Annotated in this window: 22 protein-coding genes; 14 read left to right on the top strand and 8 right to left on the bottom strand. The window is 73.3% G+C overall.

Annotated features, from left to right (window positions below; all coding sequences use genetic code 11):
- Nucleotides 1-36: 36 nt before the first annotated feature.
- On the bottom strand, nucleotides 37-1,056 hold the full coding sequence (locus tag ABT118_RS28745) for a DUF2599 domain-containing protein (RefSeq protein WP_350675125.1): 1,020 nt from the start codon (nucleotides 1,054-1,056) through the stop codon (nucleotides 37-39).
- 347 nt (nucleotides 1,057-1,403) lie between these two features.
- Between ABT118_RS28745 and ABT118_RS28740 the strand changes: the two genes are divergently transcribed.
- A complete protein-coding gene (locus ABT118_RS28740; protein ID WP_350675124.1) occupies nucleotides 1,404-2,618 on the top strand; it encodes a glycoside hydrolase family 64 protein in 1,215 nt (404 codons plus the stop codon).
- Nucleotides 2,619-2,686: 68 nt separating this feature from the next.
- Here ABT118_RS28740 and ABT118_RS28735 read toward each other — a convergent pair whose 3' ends face one another.
- Entirely contained in the window at nucleotides 2,687-3,043 is a 357-nt protein-coding gene (locus ABT118_RS28735; protein WP_350675122.1) for a DUF488 domain-containing protein, read from the bottom strand.
- Nucleotides 3,044-3,105: 62 nt separating this feature from the next.
- Nucleotides 3,106-3,492 (bottom strand): VOC family protein, encoded by a 387-nt coding sequence (locus ABT118_RS28730; protein WP_350675121.1) that lies wholly within the window; start codon nucleotides 3,490-3,492, stop codon nucleotides 3,106-3,108.
- 141 nt (nucleotides 3,493-3,633) lie between these two features.
- On the opposite strand from ABT118_RS28730, the gene ABT118_RS28725 reads away from it, so the two are divergent.
- The 3 genes from ABT118_RS28725 to ABT118_RS28715 all read left to right on the top strand — a co-directional run bounded on the left by ABT118_RS28725 (nucleotide 3,634) and on the right by ABT118_RS28715 (nucleotide 7,675).
- Nucleotides 3,634-6,363 carry an alpha/beta fold hydrolase gene (locus ABT118_RS28725; RefSeq protein ID WP_350675119.1) on the top strand — a complete coding sequence of 910 codons (2,730 nt, stop codon included), beginning with the start codon at nucleotides 3,634-3,636 and terminating at the stop codon, nucleotides 6,361-6,363.
- Nucleotides 6,360-7,214 (top strand): ABC transporter permease, encoded by an 855-nt coding sequence (locus tag ABT118_RS28720; protein WP_350675117.1) that lies wholly within the window; start codon nucleotides 6,360-6,362, stop codon nucleotides 7,212-7,214. The genes ABT118_RS28725 and ABT118_RS28720 overlap by 4 nt, the downstream gene beginning before the upstream one ends.
- 83 nt (nucleotides 7,215-7,297) lie before the next feature.
- On the top strand, nucleotides 7,298-7,675 hold the full coding sequence (locus ABT118_RS28715) for a hypothetical protein (RefSeq protein WP_350675116.1): 378 nt from the start codon (nucleotides 7,298-7,300) through the stop codon (nucleotides 7,673-7,675).
- A 48-nt stretch (nucleotides 7,676-7,723) separates the two neighbouring features.
- On the opposite strand, the gene ABT118_RS28710 is transcribed toward ABT118_RS28715, so the two are convergent.
- Nucleotides 7,724-9,376: an alkaline phosphatase D family protein gene (locus ABT118_RS28710; RefSeq protein ID WP_350675114.1), complete on the bottom strand. Its 1,653-nt coding sequence runs from the start codon at nucleotides 9,374-9,376 to the stop codon at nucleotides 7,724-7,726.
- Between the two features lie 163 nt (nucleotides 9,377-9,539).
- Here ABT118_RS28710 and ABT118_RS28705 point away from each other — a divergent pair, with 163 nt between their 5' ends.
- From ABT118_RS28705 to ABT118_RS28670, 8 genes are all read left to right on the top strand, one after another.
- Nucleotides 9,540-10,124 carry a dienelactone hydrolase family protein gene (locus ABT118_RS28705; RefSeq protein ID WP_350675112.1) on the top strand — a complete coding sequence of 195 codons (585 nt, stop codon included), beginning with the start codon at nucleotides 9,540-9,542 and terminating at the stop codon, nucleotides 10,122-10,124.
- Nucleotides 10,125-10,398: 274 nt separating this feature from the next.
- Nucleotides 10,399-11,310, top strand: a complete 912-nt coding sequence (locus ABT118_RS28700; RefSeq protein WP_350675110.1) for a transporter substrate-binding domain-containing protein — start codon at nucleotides 10,399-10,401, stop codon at nucleotides 11,308-11,310.
- Nucleotides 11,311-11,475: 165 nt separating this feature from the next.
- On the top strand, nucleotides 11,476-12,378 hold the full coding sequence (locus tag ABT118_RS28695) for an esterase/lipase family protein (RefSeq protein ID WP_350675107.1): 903 nt from the start codon (nucleotides 11,476-11,478) through the stop codon (nucleotides 12,376-12,378).
- Between the two features lie 86 nt (nucleotides 12,379-12,464).
- Nucleotides 12,465-13,286, top strand: coding sequence for an ABC transporter ATP-binding protein (locus ABT118_RS28690; RefSeq protein ID WP_350675105.1), 822 nt, complete (start codon nucleotides 12,465-12,467; stop codon nucleotides 13,284-13,286).
- Nucleotides 13,283-14,074, top strand: coding sequence for an ABC transporter ATP-binding protein (locus ABT118_RS28685; protein ID WP_350675103.1), 792 nt, complete (start codon nucleotides 13,283-13,285; stop codon nucleotides 14,072-14,074). Before ABT118_RS28690 ends, ABT118_RS28685 begins: the two co-directional genes overlap by 4 nt.
- Nucleotides 14,071-14,961 carry a branched-chain amino acid ABC transporter permease gene (locus ABT118_RS28680; RefSeq protein WP_350675100.1) on the top strand — a complete coding sequence of 297 codons (891 nt, stop codon included), beginning with the start codon at nucleotides 14,071-14,073 and terminating at the stop codon, nucleotides 14,959-14,961. The genes ABT118_RS28685 and ABT118_RS28680 overlap by 4 nt, the downstream gene beginning before the upstream one ends.
- Complete coding sequence (locus ABT118_RS28675; RefSeq protein ID WP_350675098.1) at nucleotides 14,954-16,081, top strand: branched-chain amino acid ABC transporter permease; 1,128 nt, start codon at nucleotides 14,954-14,956, stop codon at nucleotides 16,079-16,081. Before ABT118_RS28680 ends, ABT118_RS28675 begins: the two co-directional genes overlap by 8 nt.
- Complete coding sequence (locus ABT118_RS28670; RefSeq protein WP_350675095.1) at nucleotides 16,078-17,325, top strand: ABC transporter substrate-binding protein; 1,248 nt, start codon at nucleotides 16,078-16,080, stop codon at nucleotides 17,323-17,325. Before ABT118_RS28675 ends, ABT118_RS28670 begins: the two co-directional genes overlap by 4 nt.
- A 51-nt stretch (nucleotides 17,326-17,376) precedes the next feature.
- Here ABT118_RS28670 and ABT118_RS28665 read toward each other — a convergent pair whose 3' ends face one another.
- Together ABT118_RS28665 and ABT118_RS28660 are read right to left on the bottom strand one after the other, a co-directional pair.
- The gene (locus ABT118_RS28665) at nucleotides 17,377-18,717 is read right to left on the bottom strand and encodes a DUF2252 domain-containing protein (RefSeq protein ID WP_350675093.1); all 1,341 of its coding nucleotides are present in this window, start codon (nucleotides 18,715-18,717) and stop codon (nucleotides 17,377-17,379) included.
- Nucleotides 18,718-18,827: 110 nt separating this feature from the next.
- Complete coding sequence (locus ABT118_RS28660) at nucleotides 18,828-19,829, bottom strand: asparaginase (RefSeq protein ID WP_350675091.1); 1,002 nt, start codon at nucleotides 19,827-19,829, stop codon at nucleotides 18,828-18,830.
- Between the two features lie 172 nt (nucleotides 19,830-20,001).
- On the opposite strand from ABT118_RS28660, the gene ABT118_RS28655 reads away from it, so the two are divergent.
- A complete protein-coding gene (locus ABT118_RS28655; RefSeq protein WP_350675089.1) occupies nucleotides 20,002-20,457 on the top strand; it encodes an Lrp/AsnC family transcriptional regulator in 456 nt (151 codons plus the stop codon).
- A 7-nt stretch (nucleotides 20,458-20,464) separates the two neighbouring features.
- Here the strand turns inward: ABT118_RS28655 and ABT118_RS28650 are convergent, their stop codons facing one another.
- Nucleotides 20,465-20,860 carry a RidA family protein gene (locus ABT118_RS28650; protein ID WP_350675087.1) on the bottom strand — a complete coding sequence of 132 codons (396 nt, stop codon included), beginning with the start codon at nucleotides 20,858-20,860 and terminating at the stop codon, nucleotides 20,465-20,467.
- Nucleotides 20,861-20,932: 72 nt separating this feature from the next.
- Between ABT118_RS28650 and ABT118_RS28645 the strand changes: the two genes are divergently transcribed.
- Nucleotides 20,933-21,850: a LysR family transcriptional regulator gene (locus ABT118_RS28645; protein WP_350675085.1), complete on the top strand. Its 918-nt coding sequence runs from the start codon at nucleotides 20,933-20,935 to the stop codon at nucleotides 21,848-21,850.
- Nucleotides 21,851-21,857: 7 nt separating this feature from the next.
- Here ABT118_RS28645 and ABT118_RS28640 read toward each other — a convergent pair whose 3' ends face one another.
- Nucleotides 21,858-23,150: a DUF2079 domain-containing protein gene (locus tag ABT118_RS28640; RefSeq protein ID WP_350675084.1), complete on the bottom strand. Its 1,293-nt coding sequence runs from the start codon at nucleotides 23,148-23,150 to the stop codon at nucleotides 21,858-21,860.
- Nucleotides 23,151-23,183: the final 33 nt, after the last annotated feature.

The following is a 23,183-nucleotide window of genomic DNA, read 5'->3' as shown; positions in this document are numbered from 1 at the left end:
CGGCTCCGGTCCGGGTACAGCAGCGACAACGGCCGCTCAGGTCCAGTTGCACTGGTGGAAGAGGACGGTCACCGGGTCGAGGGCGTAGTCCCAGGAGACGTCCGGTCGCCAGGTTTCCAGGTCCCAGCTCTCGCCGGTCACGTGGCCTCCGCCGGGCTTGGAGACGGCGTAGCGGGAGTGGCAGGCGAGCTGCTTGTAGAGGGACGAGCCCTGGGATTTGCTGATGCCCTTGGGGTAGGGGACGGCGCTCCAGGCCTGGTCCCAGAGGGAGTTGTAGTCGGTGTCGGCGTCATCGAATCCCTGGTCGGTGGGATAGACGAAGATGTCGATGTCGCCGTTGCCGACGGCCTTCCAGACGTGGGTCTGCTTGACCCAGGGGACGTTGGTGGTGCCCTCGTAGCCCACGCATTCGCCGATGCAGGTGCCGTGGGGTTCGCCCCGGCCGGCGGACCAGAACAGGCTGAGGTGGCGGGCGGAGAAGGTCTGGCGGACGCCGTTGTAGTCGGGGTCGGCGAACTCGTCGCTGGTGGGGTAGCCGAACTCGCCGCCCTCCCAGCCGTACTCGCCCCAGAGGGCGCCGATGCTGCCCCAGACGGGGTGGGCGCCGTTCGAGAGGGTGGGGTGCCAGTAGACGCTGCCACCTTCGAACTGCTGGCGCTTGCCCCGGCCGTCCGGGTTGGTCAGCTCGTCGCCGGTGGGGAAGCCCAGCCCGCCGTTCTCCCAGCCGAGGGCGCCCCACTTGTCGCGGACGGCTCCCCAGACGGGGTGGGCGCCGGTGGCGGCGGTCCAGTAGATGGAGCCGCCGTCGAAGGTGTTGTACCGGCCGCGCCCGTTCGGCGTGCTCAGCTCGTCGGAGGTGGGGCAGCCCAGCGGACCGTTCCGGCCGTCCAGGGACTGGTACTTGGCGAGGATGTCGCCGACCACCCGGTAGTCGTGGTCGCAGGTCCTGTCGTCGGCAGCGGCCGGTCCGGACTGGACGGTCGCCAAGGCGAGGACGGCGGCGCAGGCGAGAGCTGCTGCCTTCGGGTAGCCGGCTGCGGTGGATCGGTTGTTCAACTGAGGTCCCCTGTGGCCTGTTTGGGTACGAAGCTCCGATGGTGCCCGGTCGGGTGCGCAAGCAGGTGGATGCGCGCCGGTGCCGGGGGTGAATGGCTGGAAGATGCTGTTGCCCGGGGCGGCACGGCAGTGGGGTGTCGAGGTCTCGCTGACGGTCGGTCAGGGCCAGTCGATGGTCGCCCTCTTGTCTGGACCATTGACATGTCCGGACGGCCGCAGCATGCTGAGAGCGCTCTCAGAGTGCGGCGTCACCAGCGCCGCCGGGCTGTCGCCCCCTCCTTCCGGCCCCCACGCCGGTCGCCTCGGCAGTCCGGTGGTACCCCCCACCACCTGGAGGAACGACCCCCATGGGCACGAGACGAGCACCCGCGCGCCGCGCGATCGGCACCGTGGCACTGGCCGCCGCCGTGACGGCGGCCGCCGGGATCACCCTGGCGCTCCCTGCGGAGCGGGCCGACGCGGCGGTCCCGACCACCATCCCGCTCACCTTCACCAACAGCTCGGGCCGCAGCGAACCGGTCTACATCTACAACCTCGGCACCCTGCTGAGCACCGGTCAGCAGGGCTGGGCGGACGCCAACGGCACGTTCCACGCCTGGCCGGGCGGCTCGAACCCGCCGGTGCCGGCGCCGGACGCGTCGATCGCCGGGCCCGGCAACGGCGGGACCAGCACCATCCGGATGCCGAAGTTCTCCGGCCGGATCTACTTCTCCTACGGGCAGAAGCTGGTCTTCAAGCTCACCACCGGCGGCCTGGTCCAGCCGGCGGTGCAGAACCCGAGCGACCCGAACCGCAACATCCTCTTCAACTGGTCCGAGTACACGCTCAACGACTCCGGGCTGTGGATCAACAGCACCCAGGTCGACATGTTCTCGGTGCCGTACGCGGTCGGCGTGAAGGCCGCCAACGGCAGTGTCACGAACACCGGCCACCTCAAGTCCGGTGGCTACCAAGGGTTCTACAACTCGCTGAAGGCGCAGCCGGGCGGCTGGGCGAACCTGATCCAGACCCGCTCCGACGGCACCGTGCTGCGGGCGCTCTCGCCGGGGCACGGCATCGAGTCCGGCGCGCTCCCGGCCACCGCGATGAACGACTACGTCAACCGGGTGTGGAGCAAGTACGCCACGTCCACACTGACCGTCACGCCGTTCGCCGACCAGCCCGGCACCAAGTACTTCGGGCGGGTCTCCGGCAACACCATGAACTTCACCAACGGTGCCGGGGCCGTGGTCACCAGCTTCCAGAAGCCCGACTCCGACAGCATTTTCGGCTGCTACAAGCTGCTGGACGCCCCCAACGACCTGGTCCGGGGCCCCATCTCCCGTACCCTGTGCGCCGGTTACAACCGCTCCACCCTGCTCACCAACCCGAACCAGCCCGACACCGGCGCGTCCGGCTTCTACCAGGACGCCGTCACCAACCAGTACGCGCGGAAGATCCACGCGCAGATGGCCGACGGCAACGCGTACGCCTTCGCCTTCGACGACGTGGGCCACCACGAGTCGCTGGTCCACGACGGCAGCCCGCAGCAGGCCTACATGACGCTCGACCCGCTGAACTGACCCGCTGAGCTGACACCCGTCGCCGTTCCCGTCCTGCGCGAGCTGCCGACCTCCGCCCCGGTGCGGGGTCAGTGGCCCAGGAGCTCGCGCAGGACGGCCGCGTGGCTGTGGGCGGGGTCCTTGGCGGCGGTGAGCAGGACGAGCGGGCCGGCGGCTGCGCGGTCGCGCAGGGCGGTGAGTTCGGCCTGGGCGTCTGGGGCCGAGAGCTCGGCCAGGTAGCGGTCGCGGAAGGCGGGGAAGTCGCCGCCCGCGTGGTACCAGCGGCGGAGTTCGGTGGAGGGGGTGAGGGCCTTGGGCCAGCCGTCGAGGGCCGCGAGCTCCTTGCTGAGGCCGCGGGGCCAGAGGCGGTCGACCAGGATGCGGGCGCCGTTCTCGGGGCCGTGCGGGTCGTAGACCCGGCCGAGGTGCACGGGAGGGGTGGGCACCCGCGCAGCGTAGCGGCCGGCCGGTGGCGGGACGGTGCGGCGCGCGGGTGCCCGGCGGTGCGTCAGGAGGCGGTGCGGGCCGCGCGCTCGGCGGCGCTGCGCTCGACGCAGAACTCGTTGCCCTCGATGTCCGCGAGGGTGGCCCAGCCGGAGCCGTCGGGGCGGCGGCGGTCGGCGACCAGGGTGGCGCCGAGCGCGAGCAGGCGCTCGACCTCCTCGTCCCGGGTGCGGTCGGTGGGCTGGAGGTCGAAGTGGATCCGGTTCTTGCCCGCCTTGCCCTCGGGGACGGCGATGAAGAGCAGGTCGAGGCCCTCGGCCTGGACCAGGGCCTCGGGGTCACCGGGCTTGTCGTCGTCGGCGAGCTTGCTGTCGAGGACCTCGGCCCAGAAGGAGCCGAGCCGGTAGGTGTCGGCGCAGTCGATGGTCACGTGATGTACAAGGGAAGCCATGGCGGACACTATGACGTCTCATCAGATGACCGTCCATGGATTTGAGGATCAGCTGATCAGGGTCTCAGCGGCTCGCCCCGCCTGCACGGGGGCGGGGCGCTTACAGGGTTCCTACCTCGGCGGCGGCTAGGGTCGGTGACCATGGGATTCGGTGGGGTGTGGCGCCGTTGGCGGCCGGGCCGGCGGCGGTTGGCGGCGGGGGTCGCGGCGGCCGTGGTGCTGGCGGCGGGCGGCGTGGCGGTCGCGGTCGGGGACGAGCAGGCGGCGGTGCGGCAGGAGGAGCAGCGGCTCTCGATGCCGGAGACGCCCGGGTCCACCGCGCAGGTCGAGATCGACACCTCCTTCTTCACCACGGGCGGCACGCCGCGCCCGGCGGTCCTGCTGGCGCACGGCTTCGGCGGCAGCAAGGACGGCGAGCGGGCCCAGGCGGAGCGGCTGGCCCGGCAGGGGTACGCCGTGCTGACCTGGTCGGCCCGGGGGTTCGGGACGTCCACCGGGAAGATCGGGCTGGATGCGCCGGACCGTGAGATCGCCGACGTGAAGCGGCTGGTGGACTGGCTGGCCGGGCGCCCCGAGGTGCAGCTGGACGCACCGGGCGACCCGCGGGTGGGCATCACCGGTGCCTCGTACGGCGGCGGGGCCGCGCTGCTCGGGGCCGCGTACGACCCCCGGATCGATGCCGTGTCGAGCCAGATCACCTGGTGGAACCTGAACGAGGCGCTGTTCCCCCAGGCGGTCGGTGGCGGGGACGGGGTGTTCAAGAAGCTGTGGGCCGGGATCTTCTTCACCACCGGTTCGGCCGGCGGCCTGACCGGGGGTCAGCCCGCCGAGGCGAAGCACGACGGCAAGCAGGACGGGAAGCAGGACGGCCCGGTCGGCTGCGGCCGGTTCTCGGACGAGCTGTGCGCGATGTACGACCGGGTCGCCACCACCGGGCGGTCGGATGCCGGGGCGGTCGCGCTGCTGGACCGGTCCAGCCCGTCCTCGGTGGCGGAGCGGATCAAGGTGCCGACGCTGGTGGTGCAGGGGCAGCAGGACTCGCTCTTCCCGCTCGACCAGGGGGACCGGATCGCCAAGGCGGTGGCCGCCAACGGCGCGCCGGTCTCGGTGGACTGGTTCGCGGGCGGGCACGACGGCGGGACCGAGGGCAGTGAGCGGGTGGAGGGCCGGATCACCGCCTGGTTCGACCACTACCTGAAGAAGCAGGACACCGACACCGGCCCGGCCTTCCGGGTCACCAGGACCGGCGGGCTGGACTCCACCGGCTTCCAGGCGGTGCTGCGCGGCGCGAGCGCCGACAGCTACCCGGGCCTGGGCGGCACCGGCACCCGGACGGTCGGGCTGACCGGCCGGGAGCAGAGCATCGCCAACCCGCCCGGCGGCGCTCCGCCGAACATCTCGGCCGTGCCGGGCGTCGGCGCGCTCAGCCAGCTCTCCTCGGTGGGGGCGGGACTGGCGATCGACTTCCCGGGCCAGTTCGCGAGCTTCGACTCCGCCCCGCTGGACTCGGTGCTGCACCTCACCGGTGCGCCGACCGTCCAGGTGCGGGTGCAGGCCGACCGGCCGGACGCGGTGCTGTTCGCGAAGCTGTACGACCTCGGTCCGGACGGCAAGCAGTCGCTGCCGCAGCAGCTCGCCGCCCCGCTGCGGGTCACCGGCGCGCAGGAGGGCCGCACGGTCAGTGTCCAACTGCCGGCCGTCGACCACGAGTTCGCGGCCGGGCACCGGCTCCGACTGGTGCTGGCTGCCAGCGACCTCGGGTACGCCTCGCCGGTCGAGCCCGCCACCTACCGGATCGCGGCGGCCGGTCCGCTGACGGTGCCGGTGGTGGACGGGCTGCGCACCGAGGCGGCGCCGCTGCCCGCCCGGGTCTGGGTGCTGCCGCTGATCGCGGTGGCCGCGGCGGTCCTGCTGCTGGTCCGGTTCCGTCGGTCGCGGACCGCCGAGTACGACCCGGAGCTGGCCGAAGTGCCGCTGTGGATCACGGGGTTGAGCAAGCGGTACCGCGGCTCCACCGACCGCTACGCGGTCCGCGAGCTGGGCTTCCGGGTGGAGCGCGGGCAGGTGCTCGGGCTGCTCGGGCCGAACGGGGCGGGCAAGACCACCACGCTGCGGATGCTGATGGGCCTGATCCGGCCCGACCAGGGCGAGATCCGGCTGTTCGGGCACGCGGTGCGCCCCGGCGCGCCGGTGCTGTCGCGGGTCGGGGCGTTCGTGGAGGGTGCGGGCTTCCTCCCGCACCTGACCGGCCGGGCCAACCTGCGGCTGTACTGGCAGGCCACCGGGCGCCCGGCCGAGGACGCGCACTTCGACGAGGCGCTGGCCATCGCCGACCTGGGCGAGGCGCTGGACCGCGCGGTCCGCACCTATTCGCAGGGCATGCGGCAGCGGCTGGCGATCGCCCAGGCGATGCTGGGCATGCCGGAGCTGCTGATCCTGGACGAGCCGACCAACGGGCTGGACCCGCCGCAGATCCGGGAGATGCGCGAGGTGATGATCCGGTACGCCGCGGCCGGCCGCACCGTCATCGTCTCCAGCCACCTGCTCTCCGAGGTCGAGCAGAGCTGCACCCACCTGGTGGTGATGGACCGGGGCCGCCTGGTCACCGCCGGCCCGGTGGCGACCATCATCGGCGCCGGCGAGGTCCTGCTGGTGACGACGCCGGCCACCGGGGTCGCCGAGAAGGTGGCCGAACTGCCGGGCGTGGGCTCGGCGGAGGCGGTCGAGCAGGGACTGCTGGTACGACTGGACGGGATGACGGCGAGTGAACTGGTGGCGGAGCTCGTGAGACTGGACGTTCCGGTGGAGGGCGTCGGGCCGCACCGCCGGCTGGAGGACGCGTTCCTGTCGCTGATCGGGGGTACGGCATGAGCACCGTGGTGGAGCAGGCCGAGGGCTACCGGCCGGGGCGGACACTGCCGCTGCGGGTGGAGGCGGTGCGCCAACTGCGGCGCCGCCGCACGCTGGTGATGGGCGGAGTGCTGGCGGCACTGCCGTTCATCGTGCTGGCGGCGTTCCAGATCGGCGGCAACTCACCGGGGCGGGAGGGCCGGACCAGCTTCATCGAGCTGGCCACCTTCTCCGGGCTCAACTTCTCGGTCACCCTGCTGTTCATGGGGACCGGCTTCCTGCTGGTGATCCCGGTCGCGGTGTTCTGCGGCGACACGGTGGCCTCGGAGGCGGGCTGGTCCTCGCTGCGCTACCTGCTGGCCGCGCCGGTGCCCCGGTCCCGGCTGCTGGCCCGGAAGCTGACGGTCGCGCTGGCCTTCTCGGCGGGCGCGGTGCTGCTGCTGCCACTGGTCGGTCTGGCGGTCGGCACGGCCGCGTACGGCTGGGGCGACCTGCGGCTGCCGACCGGGGTGAGCCTGCCTGCCGCCCAGGCCCTGCCCCGGCTGGGCATCGCGGTGGCCTTCGTCTTCCTGGCCGAACTGGTGGTCGCCGCGCTGGCGTTCTGGCTCTCCACGGTCACCGACGCCCCGCTCGGTGCGGTCGGCGGGGCGGTCTTCCTCTCCATCATCACCGGGGTGCTGGACGCGGTGACCGCGCTCGGCGGGCTGCGCGAGTGGCTGCCCGCGCACTGGCAGTACGCCTGGGCGGACGCGCTGCAGCCCCAACTGGAGTGGGGCGGGATGCTGCAGGGCGTCACGCTCTCGGTCAGCTACGCGCTGGTGCTGGTGGCGCTGGCCTTCCGGGGCTTCGCCCGCAAGGACATCGTCTCCTGACCGCGGGTCACCCCTGCAAGGTCTCTGCAAGGGCATGACAGCAGGATTCCCTCAGCTCGTCCCGCCGGTCGAAAGGGTCTCCTGTGCACAATCCCCGTAAGAAGCGCCTCGCCGCCGTCTCGGTGCTGACCGCCGCCCTCGCTTTCGCCGGCACCGGGCTCTCGGCCACTCCCGCGGCCTCGGCGGCCGCCTGCCAGAGCTACACGATCAGCACCAGCGGCGGCTACGTCTCCTACACCGAGTGCAACCACCTGGAGAGCACGCCGAGTTACACCACCGTCCAGGGCTACGTGAAGGACATGGACGCCGACGGCCAGTGCGCCTACGCCTACACCACGCTCCGCAACGGCGGCACCGTCGACGAGGCGAAGGCCTGCCCGAAGGGCACCAAGAAGAACTTCAGCTGGACCTACCGCGGCTACGCACCGGTGGAGGTGCAGGTCTACCTGCGGGAGGCCTGAGCGAGCGGCCGGCCCGTCCCCGCAGATCAGGGGACGGGCCGGCCCGGGTCAGCGGGGGGACCAGACGCGCTCGACCTGCTGGGTGCCGGACCTGGTCCGGTAGCCGCGGGTCCACTTGCTGGTGGCGTCCCGGCGGGTGCGGTCCGAGAGGACGTAGTAGTCCATCTGCACCTGCTCCGGCGTGACGTCCAGGACGCCGTAGCCGTGCGAGTCCAGGTCGACCCACTTGACGTGCCGGTTGGCGCCCTGGATCGCGGCGGCGGCCAGCAGCGAGACGGTCTGCGGGGCCACCTTGAGGATGTCGTCGATGTTGTCCGAGGTCACCGAGGTGACCACGAACTCGGTCGCCGCGCTGCCCGAGGCCGGGTAGGTGGCGGCCTCCGTGGGCACGTCGGCGGCCCAGGCGGAGTGGATGTCACCGGTCAGGAAGACGGTGTTGCGGATGCCGTGCGAGCTCAGGTGGCCGAGCAGTTCGCGGCGGTCGTGGGTGTAGCCGTCCCACTGGTCCGGGTTCACCGCCAGGCCCTCGCCGGGCAGGCCGAGCAGCTGGGCCAGCGGGCGGAGCAGGTAGCCCGGGAGCGAGAGGAAGGCCACCGGCGAGATCATCACCGAGTTGCCGACCAGCCGCCAGCCGGTGTCCGAGGCGGACAGCCCGGCCTTCAGCCAGTCGAGTTGGGCCCGGCCGGTGATGGTGCGGTCGGCCGAGTCGACCTCGCCGGTGCCCGCCTTCGCCTGCGCGCTCCGGAACGAGCGCAGGTCGAGCAGCGACAGATCGGCCAACTTGCCGTAGCGCAGCCGCCGGTAGGTGGTCCCGGCGATCGACGGCCGGACCGGCATCCACTCGAAGTAGGCCTGCTTGGCCGCCGCGACCCGGTCCGCCCAGGCGCCCTCGGTGCCCGGCGTGTGGTTCTCCGCACCGCCCGACCAGGCGTCGTTGGCCACCTCGTGGTCGTCCCAGATCGCGATCGTCGGCACGGTGGCGTGCAGCGCCTGGAGGTCCGGGTCGGTCTTGTAACGGCCGTGCCGGGTGCGGTAGTCGGCCAGGTTCAGGATCTCGTGCGCGGGCGCGTGCGGACGCACCACGGTGCCCCGGGCGGCGAACTGACCGGTGCCGTACTCGTAGATGTAGTCGCCGAGGAAGAGGAACGCGTCCAGGTCGCCGCGCGCGGCCAGGTGCCGGTACGCGGAGAAGTAGCCCGCCTCCCAGTTGGCGCAGGAGGCCACGCCGAGGCGCAGCCGGCCGAGCGCCGCGTCGGTGGCCGGGGTGGTGGCGGTGCGGCCGACGGGGGAGGAGGCGCCTCCGCTGGTGAAGCGGAACCAGTAGGTGGTGGCCGGGCGCAGGCCGCGGACGTCCACCTTGACCGTGTGGTCGGTGGCGGCGGTGGCGGCCACCGTGCCGGAGACGGCCACGGCGGCGAAGTTCCGGTCGGTCGCCACCTGCCAGGACACCTCGGCGTCGGGGCCCAGGCCGGAGCCGGGGACGGCGTCCGGGGCCGGGGTGAGGCGGGTCCAGATCACCACCCCGTCGGGCAGCGGGTCGCCGGAGGCGACCCCGTGCAGGAACTCCGGCGCGGCCGCGGCGGTGGCCGGTGCGGCAGCGGCGAAGGGGAGGGCGGCGGCACCGGCGGTGAGTGCGGCGGCCTGCAGGACCCGGCGGCGACGCGGCCGGGCGGAGGACAGGGCATCGGTGGGCTCAGTCACGTCCAGCAAGGCTACTGAACGGTAAGTAGTTGTCCAGAGTGCGGACTGACTGTTCGTCGGCTCTTCACCCCGCCGTCGCGGGCGCGCTCCGCACCGGAACGGGTGTCCGGGTGGGTGATGATGGTCGGGTACCCCGAACAGCTGACCCGAAGGAAGCACAGCCGTGGCCCAGATCGTCCTCTTCCACTCCGCGTACGGCCTGCGCCCGGCGGTGCACCAGGCCGCCGACCGACTGCGTGCGGCCGGCCATCAGGTGCACACCCCCGACCTGTACGACGGCCGGGTGTTCGACGACGTCGAGGCCGGGATGGCGTACAAGGAGGAGGTCGGCAGCGAGGAGCTGCTGCGCCGCGCGGTGACCGAGGTCGCCCCGCTGCTCGCCGACGGCGCCCGGCTGGTCTACGCGGGCTTCTCGCTCGGCGGTGCGCTGGCGCAGAACCTCGCGCTGGCGGACGAGAAGGCGCTCGGCCTGCTGCTCCTGCACGGCACCTCCGACATCCGCGAGGACGCCGCCACCGACATCCCGGTCCAGCTGCACGTGGCCGAGCCCGACGCGTTCGAGTCGGAGGATTGGCTGAACGCCTGGTACCTCAACCTGACGAAGGCCGGCGCCGACGTCGAGGTGCACCGCTACCGTGGCGCGGGCCACCTGTACACCGACCCGGAGCTGGCCGACTACGACGCCGAGGCGGCCGAGCGGACCTGGGCGGTCGCGCTGGACTTCCTGGGCGAGCTCTCGGCGGAGTGACGGCCGGGCGATGAGGGCGTACACGACCTGTTGAGTCGTCAGATATCGCTGTGGGAAGGCACAAGCCCCCCGTCCGGTCTGGCGTGAGCATGGTGGTTATAGTCTGATCGGCATTCCCGTACGCGGGAGTAGTCGGGCCCGAACCATCGGGCCCGACCGCTCCGCCGTGCGGAATTGGGATCTCACCGGAGCGGGGCCGGCGGGGTCCCGTCGGTGTGGGCTGCCGTCGTCAGGTCCGAACCCGTGCTGTGCGTCGATCACGGGAGAAGCGAACATGAGCCCCTTCAGCAGTCGCAGTTGCCAAGCCACGGCCGCCGCCGTGGTGGGTGCCCTGGTGCTCAGCGCCTGTGGGTCGGCCGGTGGCGGGGACGACCGGATGTCGCTGCACGACCGGCTGCCCCAGTCGATCCGCACCGCCGGGGTGATCACGGTGGGCGGCTCGTTCACCGCCGCCCCGGTGATCTTCAAGAACGGCCAGGGCCAGCCCGACGGCCTGGACGTCGACCTGGCCGCCGCGATGGAGAAGGAACTCGGCATCCGGCTGGAGTTCGTGGACGCCGGCCCGTTCGCGAACGTACTGCCCGGTGTGCTGGGGAAGAAGTTCGACATCGGGATGTCCGGGATCACCGACACCCGCGAGCGCCAGCTGGGCCTGGACAAGAACGACCAGCAGGTCAACGACGGCGTGGACTTCGTGGACTACTTCATGGCCGGTATCGGCATCGTGGTCCGGGAGGGGAACCCGAAGAAGGTCGCCACCATCGACGACTTCTGCGGCCGCTCCGTCACGGTCAAGAAGGGCACCACCCACTTCGACCTGGTGAGCCGGCAGCAGAAGGCCTGCGAGCACCTCGGCAAGTCGCTCAAGGTGCTGGAGACCGGCGCCGACCAGGAGGCGCTGGACAACGTCCGCAGCGGCGCGGCCGACGTCTACGTGACGGACTACCCGAAGGCCCAGCACAACGCCACCACGATCGACGAGGGGCGGACGTACGACCTGGCCGGCCCGCAGATCCAGTCCCGCCCCTTCGGCATAGCGGTCCGCAAGAGCGACCGCGAGCTGCGGGACGTGCTGGTGAAGGCGATGAACTCGCTGATCCGCAACGGCACCTACGACGAGCTGCTGGCGAAGCGCCAGCTCTCCGCCGGGGCGATCCAGAACTCGGTGGTGAACGGCACGCACTGAGTGCGGCCGGGGCCGCGTTGTGCACCGTGCACAGCGCGGCCCGGGGCGGGTTGGTGGCGGGCAACGGATGACCGCCGGGTACTGGGCGGGTCCGGCGGGCCGGTGCTGTGATGTGCGCCGGTCCGGAGCCGCCGGACCGAATCCCCCACCCCCCTGGAGGACTTCATGTCCATCCGCTCCCTGCTGCGGCGCTCCGGCCGCGCCGCCGCGGTCCTCGCGGCCGGACTGCTGGTCGTCGCGGGCTCCACCGTCCCCGCCGGTGCGGCCGACCAGTCCGCGATCACCGCAGCCCAGCAGCTCGCCGCCACCGCACTGCCCGGCGCCAACGACTTCTCCTGCAAGCCGAGTCCGGCCCACCCCCGGCCGGTCGTGCTGGTGCACGGGACCTTCGTCACCGCCACCCTGAACTGGATCGAACTGGCCCCGCTGCTCAAGGCCAAGGGCTACTGCGTCTTCGCCCCCACGTACGGACGCATGCCCGACGTGCCGCTGCTGGCCGCGATCGCCCCGGCCGCCGAATCGGCCGAGCAGCTGCGGGTGTTCGTCGACGGTGTGCTCGCCGCCACCGGCGCGGCCGAGGTCGACCTGGTCGGCCACTCGCAGGGCGGCCTGATGCCGCGCTACTACCTGAAGCACCTGGGCGGTGCCGCCAAGGTCGGCCGGTTCGTGGCCATTTCGCCGACCAGCCACGGCACCACGCTGTCCGGCATCGCCACCCTGCTCCAGGGCATCGAGGGCGCCCCCGAGGCGCTGCTGGAGAGCTGGTGCCCGGCCTGCCTGGACCAGACCGTCGGCTCGCCGTTCCTGGCCGCCACCAACGCGGGCGGGGACACCGTGCCCGGGGTCGAGTACACGGTGATCGCGACCCGGTACGACTTCGTCGCCACCCCGGTCGACTCCCAGTTCCTGAGCGGTCCGAACGTGCGCAACGTGCTGGTCCAGGACCTCTGCTGGGCCGACATCTCCCAACACGCCACCATGCAGGTCAACCCGGAGACGCTGCACGAGGTGGCCAATGTGCTCGACCCCGCGCACGCCACCCGCACCGGCTGCCGTCTGGTCCCCTGACCCACCCGCTCGCGTACGCCGACCGTCGACCGTACGGCCCGGCCGGTGCGCTGGCACCGGCCGGGCCGGCACCGAGGAGAACCCCTGTGAGTCCCCCGACTTCGAGCCCCCCGACCGATCGGGCCGGAACACTCCGGATCGACCGCCTCCAGGTCGCCTACGGCCGCGCCGTCCAGGCCCTGCGCGGTGTCTCGCTGGAAGTCCCGGCCGGGCGGATCACCGCCGTGCTCGGCTCCAACGGCGCGGGGAAGAGCACCCTGCTGCGGGCCGTCTCCGGCACGCTGGCCCTGCACCGGGGCGCCGTGGACGGCGGTGGCATCGCCCTCGACGGTATCCCGCTGACCGGCGACCCGGCCCGGGCGGTGGCCGCCGGAGTGGTCCAGGTACCGGAAGGAAGACGGGTCTTCGCCGACCTGACGGTGGAGGAGAACCTGCGCGCGGGCAGCCTCGGGCTCGGCCGGCGCAGCGCCGCCGAGCGGCGCGCGGCCCGGGACCGGGTCTACGAGCTGCTGCCGGTGCTGGCCGAACGCCGCCGCCAGGCCGCCGGGTTGATGTCCGGCGGCGAGCAGCAGATGCTCGCGATGGGCCGGGCCCTGATGGCCGAGCCCAGGGTGCTGCTGCTGGACGAGCCCTCGCTCGGGCTGGCCCCGATGATGGTGGAGCGGATCGCCGGGATCGTGCAGCGGATCAACGCCGCCGGCACCTCGGTGCTGCTGGTCGAGCAGAACGCGGCGGTCGCGCTGCGGATCGCCCACCTGGCCTCGGTGCTGGAGCACGGGGTGGTCCGACTGGCGGGCACCGCAGCGGAGTTGGCGGCCAGCGACGAGGTTCGCCGGCTGTACCTGGGCGGGAGCGAATCGGCCGCCGTCGGCACCCACCGGGCGAAGCTCGGCAGGTGGACCGGATGACCGCCGCCGTACCGGAGTTGAGGGTCGAGGGGGTCACCGTCCGGTTCGCCGGACTGACCGCGCTGGACCAGGTCTCGTTCACCGTGGCACCGGGCTCGATCCACGCGCTGATCGGCCCGAACGGGGCCGGCAAGTCCACCTGCTTCAACGTGCTCTCCGGCGTCTACCGGGCCACCGGAGGCGCGGTCCGCTACGACGGCCGGGAGTTGACCGCGCTCGCCCCGCACCGGATCGCCGGGCTCGGTGTGGCGCGGACCTTCCAGAACATCGTGCTCACGACCGGGACGGTGGCCGACAACCTGATGCTGGGGCGGCACGGCCTCGGCCGGGCCGGCTTCGCGAGCACCGCGCTGCGGCTGCCGAAGGCCGTCCGGGAGCAGCGGCGGCACCGCCGACGGGCGCACGAGATCGCCGACTTCCTCGGGATCGCGGAGCACTTCGACCGGCCGGTCGCACCGCTGTCGTACGGCGACCGCAAGCGGGTGGAGCTGGCCCGGGCGCTGTGCATGGAGCCCCGCCTGCTGCTGCTGGACGAGCCGGTGGCCGGGATGAACCCGACCGAGCGGCTGTCGATGGCCGCGATCATCGCCGCCGTCCGGGCCGAGCTGGGCATCTCGATCCTGATCGTCGAGCACGACATGGGGATGGTGATGCGGCTCGCGGACGCCGTGACCGTGCTGGACTTCGGCCGCCGGATCGCCGACGGCCCGCCCGAGCGGGTGCAGCAGGACCCCGAGGTGGTCCGGGCCTACCTCGGCCGGCAGGAAGAGCAGGAGGAGAGCGCATGACCAAGTTCGCCGAAACGGTGCTGAACGGCCTGGCCCTCGGCTCCGTGTACGCGCTGATCGCGCTCGGATTCGTGGTGGTCTTCAAGGCCTCGGGGGTGATGAACTTCGCCCACGGCTCGATCCTGCTGCTCGGCGGCTGGACGGTCGCGACCACCCATCAGGCGGTCGGCTTCCCGCTCGCGGTGCTGCTCGGCGCGCTCGCCGCCGGCGCGGCCGCCGGGCTGCTGCACACGCTGGCCGCCCGCGGACTGCGCGGCGCGGAGGCGCACGCGCTGACCATCCTCACCATCGGGGTCGACCTGCTGCTGGTGACCGCGCTCGACCAGCGGATCGGGGCCGACTTCCTGAGCACAGGCGACCCCTGGGGCGACGCGGTGACCAGGGTCGGGGGAGTGGCCGTCACGCACGCGCGACTGGCCGGGATCGTGGTCTCGGTGGTGCTGATCGGCGGGGTCTTCGCGCTGTTCCGCCGGTCGCGCTGGGGCCTGTCGATGCGGGCGGCCGCCGCTGACCAGGAGGCCGCGGTGCTGATGGGCATCCGGCTGCACCGGGTCAGGCTCGCCGCCTGGTGCCTGGCCGGGGCGCTGGCCGCGGTGGCGGCGGTCTTCCTGGCCGCCTTCCCGGCGCCGGGGCTGGACCGGACCACCGGTCAGATCGCGCTGGCCGCCTTCCCCGCCGCCATCCTCGGCGGCATGGACTCGGCGGTCGGGGCCCTCGCGGGCAGCCTGGTGATCGGCCTGAGCAGTGCGCTGGCCGCCGGGTACCAGGAGCAACTGAGCGGCCTGGGAACGGGGTTGGCGGAGGTCGCGCCGTACCTGGTGATGCTGCTGGTGCTGCTGGTCCGGCCGAACGGGCTGTTCGGATCGAAGGAGCTGTCCCGTGTCTGACCTCCTCAAGCGGGCCGTCGGCGGGCCGGGCGCGCTGCTGCTGCCGGGAGCGCTGGTGCTGCTGGCGCTGCCGTTCTACGCGACCGGGTTCTGGCTGCAGAGTGGACTGTTCGCGATGGCCGCCGTGATCGGCGCGGTCGGGCTGAGCCTGCTGACCGGCACCACCGGTCAACTCTCGCTCGGGCACGCCTTCTTCCTCGCCGTCGGCGCGTACGGCTACGTCTGGTTCTCCGGCCGCCCGGGCGGCACCGGCCCCGCCCGGCTGACCGGGCTGGGGCTGCCGCCGCTGCTCGCCTTCGTGCTGGCCGTCGCGCTGGCCGGGGCGGCGGGCGGGCTGCTGAGCCCGATCGCCGGCCGGCTGCGCGGGATGTACCTCGGGGTGGCGACCCTGGCGCTGGTCTTCATCGGCCAGCACGTGATGCTCAACGCCCATGCGGTGACCGGTGGTTACAACGGCCGCTCGGTGGCGCCGATGGAGCTGTTCGGCTTCGCGCTGGCGGACGGGTCGCCGTCGGGGCTGCTGGTGCTCGGGGTGCCGTTCGGTGGCCTGGAGCGGCTCTGGTACTTCGGCCTCGCCCTGGTGGCGATCGCCCTGCTGACGGCCCGGAACCTGCTCCGCGGCCGCCCCGGCCTGGCCCTCGGCGCGGTCCGGGACAGCGAGGTCGCGGCGGCCGTGATGGGCGTACCGGTGGCCCGCTACCGCTCGGCCGCCTTCGTGGTCTCCTGCCTGTACGCGGGGGCGGGCGGCGCACTGCTCGCGCTGGTGTTCCGGCGGGTGGTCCCGGAGACCTTCGGCCTGGTGCTCTCGATCGACTACCTCGCCATGATCGTGATCGGCGGCCTCGGCTCGGTCGGCGGCGCGGCGGCCGCAGCCGTCCTGGTCACCCTGCTGCCGCAGGTGCTCACCGGCTACGCCGACGACCTGCCGCTGCTCGCCCCGGCCGGCTCCGGATCGGCCGGCCCCACCCCCGGCGAGGCGGCCCGCTACCTGTACGGCGCCGCCATCGTGCTCGTCCTCACCCTCGCCCCGCAGGGGCTCGCCGGGCTGGCCCGGCGACGCCCCCGCCCGGCCCGCACGACGCTCACCACCCTCGACACCCCTCAGGAGCAGACCCCGTGAGAACCACTCGCCTGGCCGCCGCAGTCGCGGTACTCGCCCTCACCGCCACCGCCTGCTCCACCAAGGCTGGCCCGGCCGATGCCACCGTCGGCACGGACGGGGTGCGGACCGGCCCCGGCGTCACCGGCTCCACCATCACGCTGGCCGCCCTCACCGACCTGACCGGCCCGTACGCCTCGCTGGGAAAGAGCATCGTCAACGCCCAGCAGCTCTGGGCCGACCAGACCAACGCCGCCGGCGGCATCTGCGGGCGCAAGGTCAGGATCGTGGTGAAGGACCACGGCTACGACGTGCAGAAGGCCGTCGCCGCCTTCACCGAACTCCAGCCGGACACCGCCGTGCTGACCCAGGTGGTCGGCTCCCCGGTGGTCGCGGCGATCAGGCAGGAGCTGAACGACCGGCACCTGCTCGCGCTGCCGATGGCCTGGCCCTCCACCATGCTCGGCCAGCCGTACATCCAGGTGGTCGGCTCGACCTACGACGTCGACATGATCACCGGGGTCGACTACCTCACCCGGACGGCCGGGCTGGTGCCGGGCGACCGGATCGGGCACGTGTACTTCGAGGGCGAGTACGGCGAGAACGCGCTGGCCGGCTCCAAGTACGCGGCCGCACAGGGGAAGCTGACCCTGGTCGAGCAGCGGATCAAGCCGACCGACCAGGACCTGACCGCACAGGTCTCGGCCCTCAGGCAGGCCGGGGTGAAGGCCGTGCTGATCAGCGCGGGGCCGAAGCAGACCGCCGCGCTGGTCGGGGCGGCGGCCGGGCAGGGGCTGGCCGTGCCGGTGCTCAGCAGCGCCCCCGGCTTCGCCCCGCAGCTGCTCGACACCGCCGTCGGCCCGGCGCTGGAGCGGCAGTTGGCCGTGGTCAGCGCGATCCCGCCGGTGAGCGCGGAGCTGCCCGCGATGCGGGTGCTGGTGCAGGAGTACCAGGCCAAGTACCCCGGCGCCCCCGTCGACAGCGGGGTGGCGAGCGGCTGGTCGGCGATCCAGGTGGCGGCGGAGGCGCTCACCGCCGCGTGCGCGGCCAAGGACCTGACCCGGGAGGGGATCGCGGCGGCGCACCACCGGACCGCGGCCCTCAACATCCTCGGCGTCCCGATGGCCTTCTCCGACCTCGCCGAGGCCCCCACCCGGCAGGCGTACATCCTCAGGCCGGCCAAGGGCGCCACCGGCGGCCTCGCCGTGGCCGAACCGGCCCACCGGGCCCCGGCGGCGGCGGGGTACGCCTACCCGAAGGGCTGACCCGCCCGTCCGTACCGGTGCCGCCCGACCGGGCGGCACCGGTACGGCGGCTCAACCCAGGCCGGGGATACGGCCGTTGCGGAACAGGTCGACGAAGATCTGGTGGTCGCTGCGGGCCCGGTCGCCGTAGCTGTGGGCGAAGGTGACCAGCATCTCGGCGAAGTCGGCGGTGTCGTCGCCGATCGCGCGGTCGATCGCGTGCTCGGTGGAGAACGGCACCAGGCCGTGCCCGCTGGAGGACTCGTCGGCGGCGGCGTGCATCCCGGCGGTGGCCCGGCCGAGGTGGGTGACCACGGCGAGCAGGTCGGCGGGCTCGGTGAGGTCGGTCCAGTCCAGGTCGGCCGCGTAGGGGGAGACCTCGGCCACCAGCATCCCCTGCCCGCGCAGGGTGGTCCAGCCCAGCCACGGGTCGCTGTGCGCCTGGAGCGCGCGCTGGGAGATCACCGTCCGGTGGCCCTCGTGCTGGAAGTAGCCGCGGATCGCCGGATCGGTGACGTGGTGGGAGACCGCCGGGGTCTGACCCTGCTTCAGGTAGATGATGACGTCGTTCTCCAGGGCGTCGGTGTGGCCCTCCAGCAGCACGTTGTAGGAGGGCAGACCGGCGCTGCCGATGCCGATGCCCCGGCGGCCGACCACGTCCTTGACCCGGAGCGCCTCCGGCCGGGCCCGGGAGGTCGGCGGCAGGGTGGCCAGGTACGCCGCGAACGCGGCCAGCACCTCGTCCCGCAGACCCGGCTCCAGCGGGAGCGCCCCGCCGCCGGAGCGGAACCGGCGCTCGTACCCCTCGACCACGGTGTCGTGCTCCAGCAGCGCGACCCGGGTCTGCAGCCGGGCCCGGCGCAGCGTCTCCAGCAGCGGCCCCTCGGCGGTGTCCAGGGTGTACGCCTCGGCCGGCCCGCCCGCCGCGAGGGCGGCGATCCGGTCCCGGTAGGCGGTGGCGAAGGCGCGGACCAGCTCGGTGATGGTGGTGTCGGAGAGCGCCTTGGCGTAGCCGAGCAGCGCCAGACTGGCGGCCAGCCGCTGGACGTCCCAGGTGAAGGCGCCGACGTACGCCTCGTCGAAGTCGTTGACGTTGAAGACCAGCCGGCCCTCGGCGTTCAGGTAGGTGCCGAAGTTCTCCGCGTGCAGATCGCCGTGGATCCACACCCGGCTGGTCCGCTCGTCCAGGTACGGGGCGCCGTAGGCGGCGAACGGAGGGGTCGTCAGGTCGGCGTAGTACAGCCCGGCGGTGCCCCGGTAGAAGGCGAAGGCGGAGGCCGCCATCTTGCGGAACTTCACCCGGAACGCGGCCGGGTCCTCGGCCAGCAGCCGGCCGAAGGCCTGGTCGAAGACCCGCAGGATGGTCTCGGCCCGGTCGGGTTCGCGCTCGGCGGCGTTCTGCTGCTGCGGCATGCGGCTGTCCTCTGTGCTGCGTCATCGGTCCTGGAACGGATGACGCCACAGTATTCGGACGGGTTCCCGGCCCGCGGCCCGGGCAGCCGCTGCCCGGGGCGGACGGGGGCTCAGGCGTGGGTGAGGGCGCTGCTGCGCGCGGCCAGCGCGTGCCGCAGCAGCCCGGTGCGCTCCGCCGGGTCGGTCGCGCCGAGCAGGGCGGCCAGCACCGCGACCCGGGACTGGCCGGCCCGCAGCGTGCCGGTCGGCACCGCGCCGGCGGCGACCAGGTCGACCGCACCGCCGTGGGTGTAGATCTCGGTCACCGGCCCCGACTGGACCCGGGTGGTGAGGGCGACCAGCACGCCCCGGGCGGTGGCGGCGGCAACCGCCCGGACGAACTCCGGGGTGGCGTTGCCCGCGCCGGTGGCGACCAGCACGACGCCCCGGGCCCCGGCGGCGATGGCCGCCTCGAACAGGACCGGGTCGGCGTCGGAGTGGTGCATCACCATGTCGACCCGGGGCGGGACGGCGCCGGCGGCGGGGAGGGCGAGCGGGGTCGGCCGCTCGGGCTGACGCATGATCAGGGCGCGGCCGAAGCCGACGTCGCCGAGCCGGTCACCGGAGGGGTCGGCGAACGCGTTCGCCGCCACGGTCTGGGTCTTCACGGTGCCCCGGGCGGCGTGCACCTCGCCGTCGAAGACGACCAGGACGCCGAGGCCGCGGGCGGTGGCGGCGGTCAGCAGGGCGTCGTGCAGGTTGCCGGGGCCGTCGCCGTCGGCGGCGTCCAGCGGCAGCTGCGCGCCGGTGAGCACCACCGGGCGCTGGTCGCGGTGGTGCAGGTCGAGCAGGAAGGCCGACTCCTCCAGGGTGTCGGTGCCGTGGGTGACCACGATGCCGTCCACGCCCGGGTCCCGGAGCACCCGGTGCACGGTGTGCAGCAGTTCGAGCTGGTGCCGGCTGGTCAGCCGGGGGCTGTTCACGCTGAACAGGTCGACCACCTCGACGCTGACGCCCTCGGGGACGGCGGCGGTGGCCATCACCTCGCTGCCGTCGGCGTCGGCGGCGAAGCCCGAACCCTGCCAGCGGCTGGCTATGGTCCCACCGGTGCTGATCACGACGATCCGGGCCATGGGGCGCCTCCTGAAAGGGGAGCAGCCCGACACCGACTGTTTGCCGGGGCCGGGCTGCCTGTTGGTCTCCGCGGGTGGCGGAACGCTCACCAGCAAGAATAGGTGATTCGGCGAGCAATGCGATCGCGAATTCTTGCCCCCTTCGGCCCTGAACGCGCAATATGATCGGGTGATGGATCAGATCGACAGGGATATCTTGCGCGAGCTCCAGCGCGACGGGCGGCTGAGCAACCAGGAGCTGGCCCAGCGGGTCGGGCTGACGCCCTCGCCCTGCATGCGCCGGGTCCGCCAGCTGGAGCAGGACGGGGTGATCCAGGGGTACCGCGCCGTGATCGACCCCGAGGCGGTCGGCCGGAGCTTCGAGGTGCTGGTCTCGGTCGAGGTGCGCCGGGAGCGGGAGGCGGTCGAGGCGTTCGAGGCCGCCCTGCAGGAGATCCCCGACGTGATCGAGGCGTACCGCCTGTTCGGCAGCCCCGGCTGCCTGCTCCGGATCGCGGTCGAGGACCTGAAGGCGTACGAGCGGCTCTGGATCGAGCGGCTGACCACGCTGGCCGGGGTCACCGAGGTGAACTCGCAGATCATCATGAAGCGGGTGAAGGAGCCGGCCGGCCTGCCGGTCGACGGCTGACCCGCCGTCAGCGCCCGGCGTCGGCGCGCCGGGCGTCCACCTCGATCTCGATCCGCATCCGGGGGTCGGCCAGGCCGCACTCCAGCATGGTGGCCGCCGGGCGGACATCGCCGAAGGCGCGGCCCAGGGCGGGCCAGCACGGCGGGAAGTCCGCCCGGTCGGGCAGCAGGTACCTGACCCGGACCACGTCGGCGAACGAGCAGCCCGCCTCCGCCAGCGCCTCGGCGATGTTGCGCAGGCACTGCTCGGCCTGCTCCACCACGCCCTCGGCGATGGTCATGGTCCGGTAGTCGAAGCCGGTGGTGCCGGAGACGTGCACCCGGTCGCCGTCGACCACCGCCCGGGCGTAGCCGATCTCCTCCTCGAAGGTGGAGCCACTGAGGATCACGCGTCGTTCGGTCATGGGGCCGAAGCTAGGCAGGCTCCGCCGATATGTCCAATAGCCCGGAAGGGCTGCTGTGATACCTCTGGGGATATGGATCGCCCCGAGCTCGGACTCCAGCAACTGCACGCCTTCACCGTCCTGGCGGCGGAACTGCACTTCGGCCGCGCGGCCGAACGGCTCGGCATCGCCCAGCCGCCGCTCAGCCAGCAGATCCGCCGGCTGGAGACCAGGGTCGGGCACCCGCTGTTCACCCGGGGGCCCGGCGGGGTCGGTCTGACGCCGGCGGGCCAGGAGCTGCTGCCCGCCGCCCGGCGGGCGCTGGACGGGATCGCGGACGGGCTGGACGCGGCCCGGCGGACCGGCAGCGGCGAGGTCGGGCGGCTGCGGATCGGCTTCTCCGCCTCGCTCGCGCTGACCGTGCTGCCGGGTCTGCTGCGGGCCCACCGGGAGCAGTACCCCGGGGTGGAGCTGGAGCTCCGCGAGCTGACCACCGCGCCCCAGCTGGTCGCCCTGCGCGAGCAGGCGATCGACGTCGGGCTGCTGCGCGAACCCCCGGCCGGGGCGGACGCGCCGGGTCTGGCGACCGCGACCGTCCTGACCGAGGAGCTGGTCGCGGTGCTGCCCGCCGCGCATCCGCTCGCGGCCCGCCGGGCCGTCCCGGTGGCCGGGTTGGCGGACGACCCGTTCGTCCTGCTGCCCCGCGAGGCCGGGCCGACGGTGCACGAGCGGATCCTGCGGCTCTGCCGCGAGGAGGGCTTCGAACCCCGGCTCGGGCAGCGGGCGGTGGAGTGGCAGACGGTCGCCGCCCTGGTCGGGGCCGGTCTCGGCGTCTCGATCGCCCCGGCCGGCATCCGCCGGATCCGGATCGGCGGCGTCGCCTACCGCCGGCTCGAGGCGGGCCCCGCCCGCGCCGCACCCGGCACCGTGGTCGCGGCCGCCTGGCGGCGGGACGACCCCGGCCCGCTGGTGGCCCGCTTCCTCCGGCTGGCCGGCGTCCGACCGGAGTGACCCGCCGTCAGTTGCCCGTCCACTGGTAGACCGTGACACCGCCGCCGGTGGCCGCCACCCGGTAGCCGGCCCCCGGCAGGGCGGCCAGCAGGGCGAGCTGCTCGGACTGCGGCACCGGGAAGTCGCCGGGCCGGTCCTCGGCCGCCACCCAGCGGGCCTCGGGGCGCCAGCTCGGCCCGGTGGCGCCGGGGAAGGTCAGGTACGGGAAGAGCGAGACGGTGCAGCGGTCGGTGAGCTGCGGCGCCAGCCGGTTGGCGGCGGCCACGGTCGCGCCGTCGGGGATCACGGCGAGGGTCCGCCGGGCGTCCCGTACGGCGGTGCTCGGCCCGGCCGGGTCGGGCAGCGGTGCGAGTGCCAGGGCGAAGGCCAGGGCCAGTGCGGGCACCGCCGCGACCACCCGGCGGCGCCATCGCGGGACGGCGGTACCGGCCCGGAGCCGGTGCAGCCCGTCCACCAGGGCGAGGAAGAGCACCGGCATCAGCACCGCGTTGTAGTGCTGCCCCGCGCTCCAGTAGGTCGGGGCCGGGGTCCAGAACCGGCAGGCCAGCGGCAGCACCAGCAGCAGGGCGAGCGGCGAGCGCAGCGCCACGAACGCGGTCGGCGCCAGCAGCAGCGCCACCGTGCCCCACTTGGGCCAGGGCAGCAGCAGCCGGGTCAGCGGGTCGCCCTGCCAGCCGCCGTTCGAGCCGTAGGTCCAGACCCCGCCCGGGTTGAGCGCGGGCACCACGACCAGGACCGCCAGCAGGGTGCCGGCCACCGCCGCCAGTACGGCCGCGGCGCCCAACCGGCGGCGCCCCCGGCAGAAGACGTACACGCCGATCCCGGCCAGTATCAGCCCCTGGTCCTCCTTGACCAGCAGCAGCGGCAGCGCCCAGCAGACCGCCGCCCGGTACCGCCCGCGGGCCAGCGCCGCCACCGCGCAGGCGATCAACGGCACGGCCAGCGCCACCTCGTGGAAGTCGAACCGGGCCGCCCGGCACAGCCCCCAGGACAGCCCGTACGCCGACCCCACGGCCACCCCGCGCCACCGCCCCAGCCGCTCGACCGCCAGCCCGGTGACCGGTACGCAGGAGAGGGCGAACAGCAGCGCCTGGACCACCAGCAGCGTGGCCGCCGCCGGGACGAGCCGGTAGACCGGCGCCAACAGCACCAGCAGCGGGCTGAAATGATCCCCCAGCAGATTGAACCCGGCCCCCTTCAGGGTGGAGACCGGTGCCGTCAGCCCGGCGTAGGCCCGGACGCCCTGCTCGAAGATGCCCAGGTCGAACCCGCTGGTCTCCATCCGCCACTGCCGGGGCACGGAGAGCAGCAGATGAAATACGAAAACCGGGAC

Source organism: Kitasatospora sp. NPDC002040 (assembly GCF_040296785.1).
GTDB lineage: Bacteria > Actinomycetota > Actinomycetes > Streptomycetales > Streptomycetaceae > Kitasatospora.
This window is presented reverse-complemented; position numbering and strand designations above follow the sequence as displayed.

Coding starts and splice junctions, on each gene's coding strand:
- ABT118_RS28740 (WP_350675124.1), top strand. CDS start 1,404: ATGGGCACGAGACGAGCACCCGCGCGCCGCGCGATCGGCACCGTGGCA.
- ABT118_RS28730 (WP_350675121.1), bottom strand. CDS start 3,492: ATGGCTTCCCTTGTACATCACGTGACCATCGACTGCGCCGACACCTAC.
- ABT118_RS28725 (WP_350675119.1), top strand. CDS start 3,634: ATGGGATTCGGTGGGGTGTGGCGCCGTTGGCGGCCGGGCCGGCGGCGG.
- ABT118_RS28720 (WP_350675117.1), top strand. CDS start 6,360: ATGAGCACCGTGGTGGAGCAGGCCGAGGGCTACCGGCCGGGGCGGACA.
- ABT118_RS28700 (WP_350675110.1), top strand. CDS start 10,399: ATGAGCCCCTTCAGCAGTCGCAGTTGCCAAGCCACGGCCGCCGCCGTG.
- ABT118_RS28695 (WP_350675107.1), top strand. CDS start 11,476: ATGTCCATCCGCTCCCTGCTGCGGCGCTCCGGCCGCGCCGCCGCGGTC.
- ABT118_RS28685 (WP_350675103.1), top strand. CDS start 13,283: ATGACCGCCGCCGTACCGGAGTTGAGGGTCGAGGGGGTCACCGTCCGG.
- ABT118_RS28680 (WP_350675100.1), top strand. CDS start 14,071: ATGACCAAGTTCGCCGAAACGGTGCTGAACGGCCTGGCCCTCGGCTCC.
- ABT118_RS28665 (WP_350675093.1), bottom strand. CDS start 18,717: ATGCCGCAGCAGCAGAACGCCGCCGAGCGCGAACCCGACCGGGCCGAG.
- ABT118_RS28660 (WP_350675091.1), bottom strand. CDS start 19,829: ATGGCCCGGATCGTCGTGATCAGCACCGGTGGGACCATAGCCAGCCGC.
- ABT118_RS28655 (WP_350675089.1), top strand. CDS start 20,002: ATGGATCAGATCGACAGGGATATCTTGCGCGAGCTCCAGCGCGACGGG.
- ABT118_RS28650 (WP_350675087.1), bottom strand. CDS start 20,860: ATGACCGAACGACGCGTGATCCTCAGTGGCTCCACCTTCGAGGAGGAG.
- ABT118_RS28645 (WP_350675085.1), top strand. CDS start 20,933: ATGGATCGCCCCGAGCTCGGACTCCAGCAACTGCACGCCTTCACCGTC.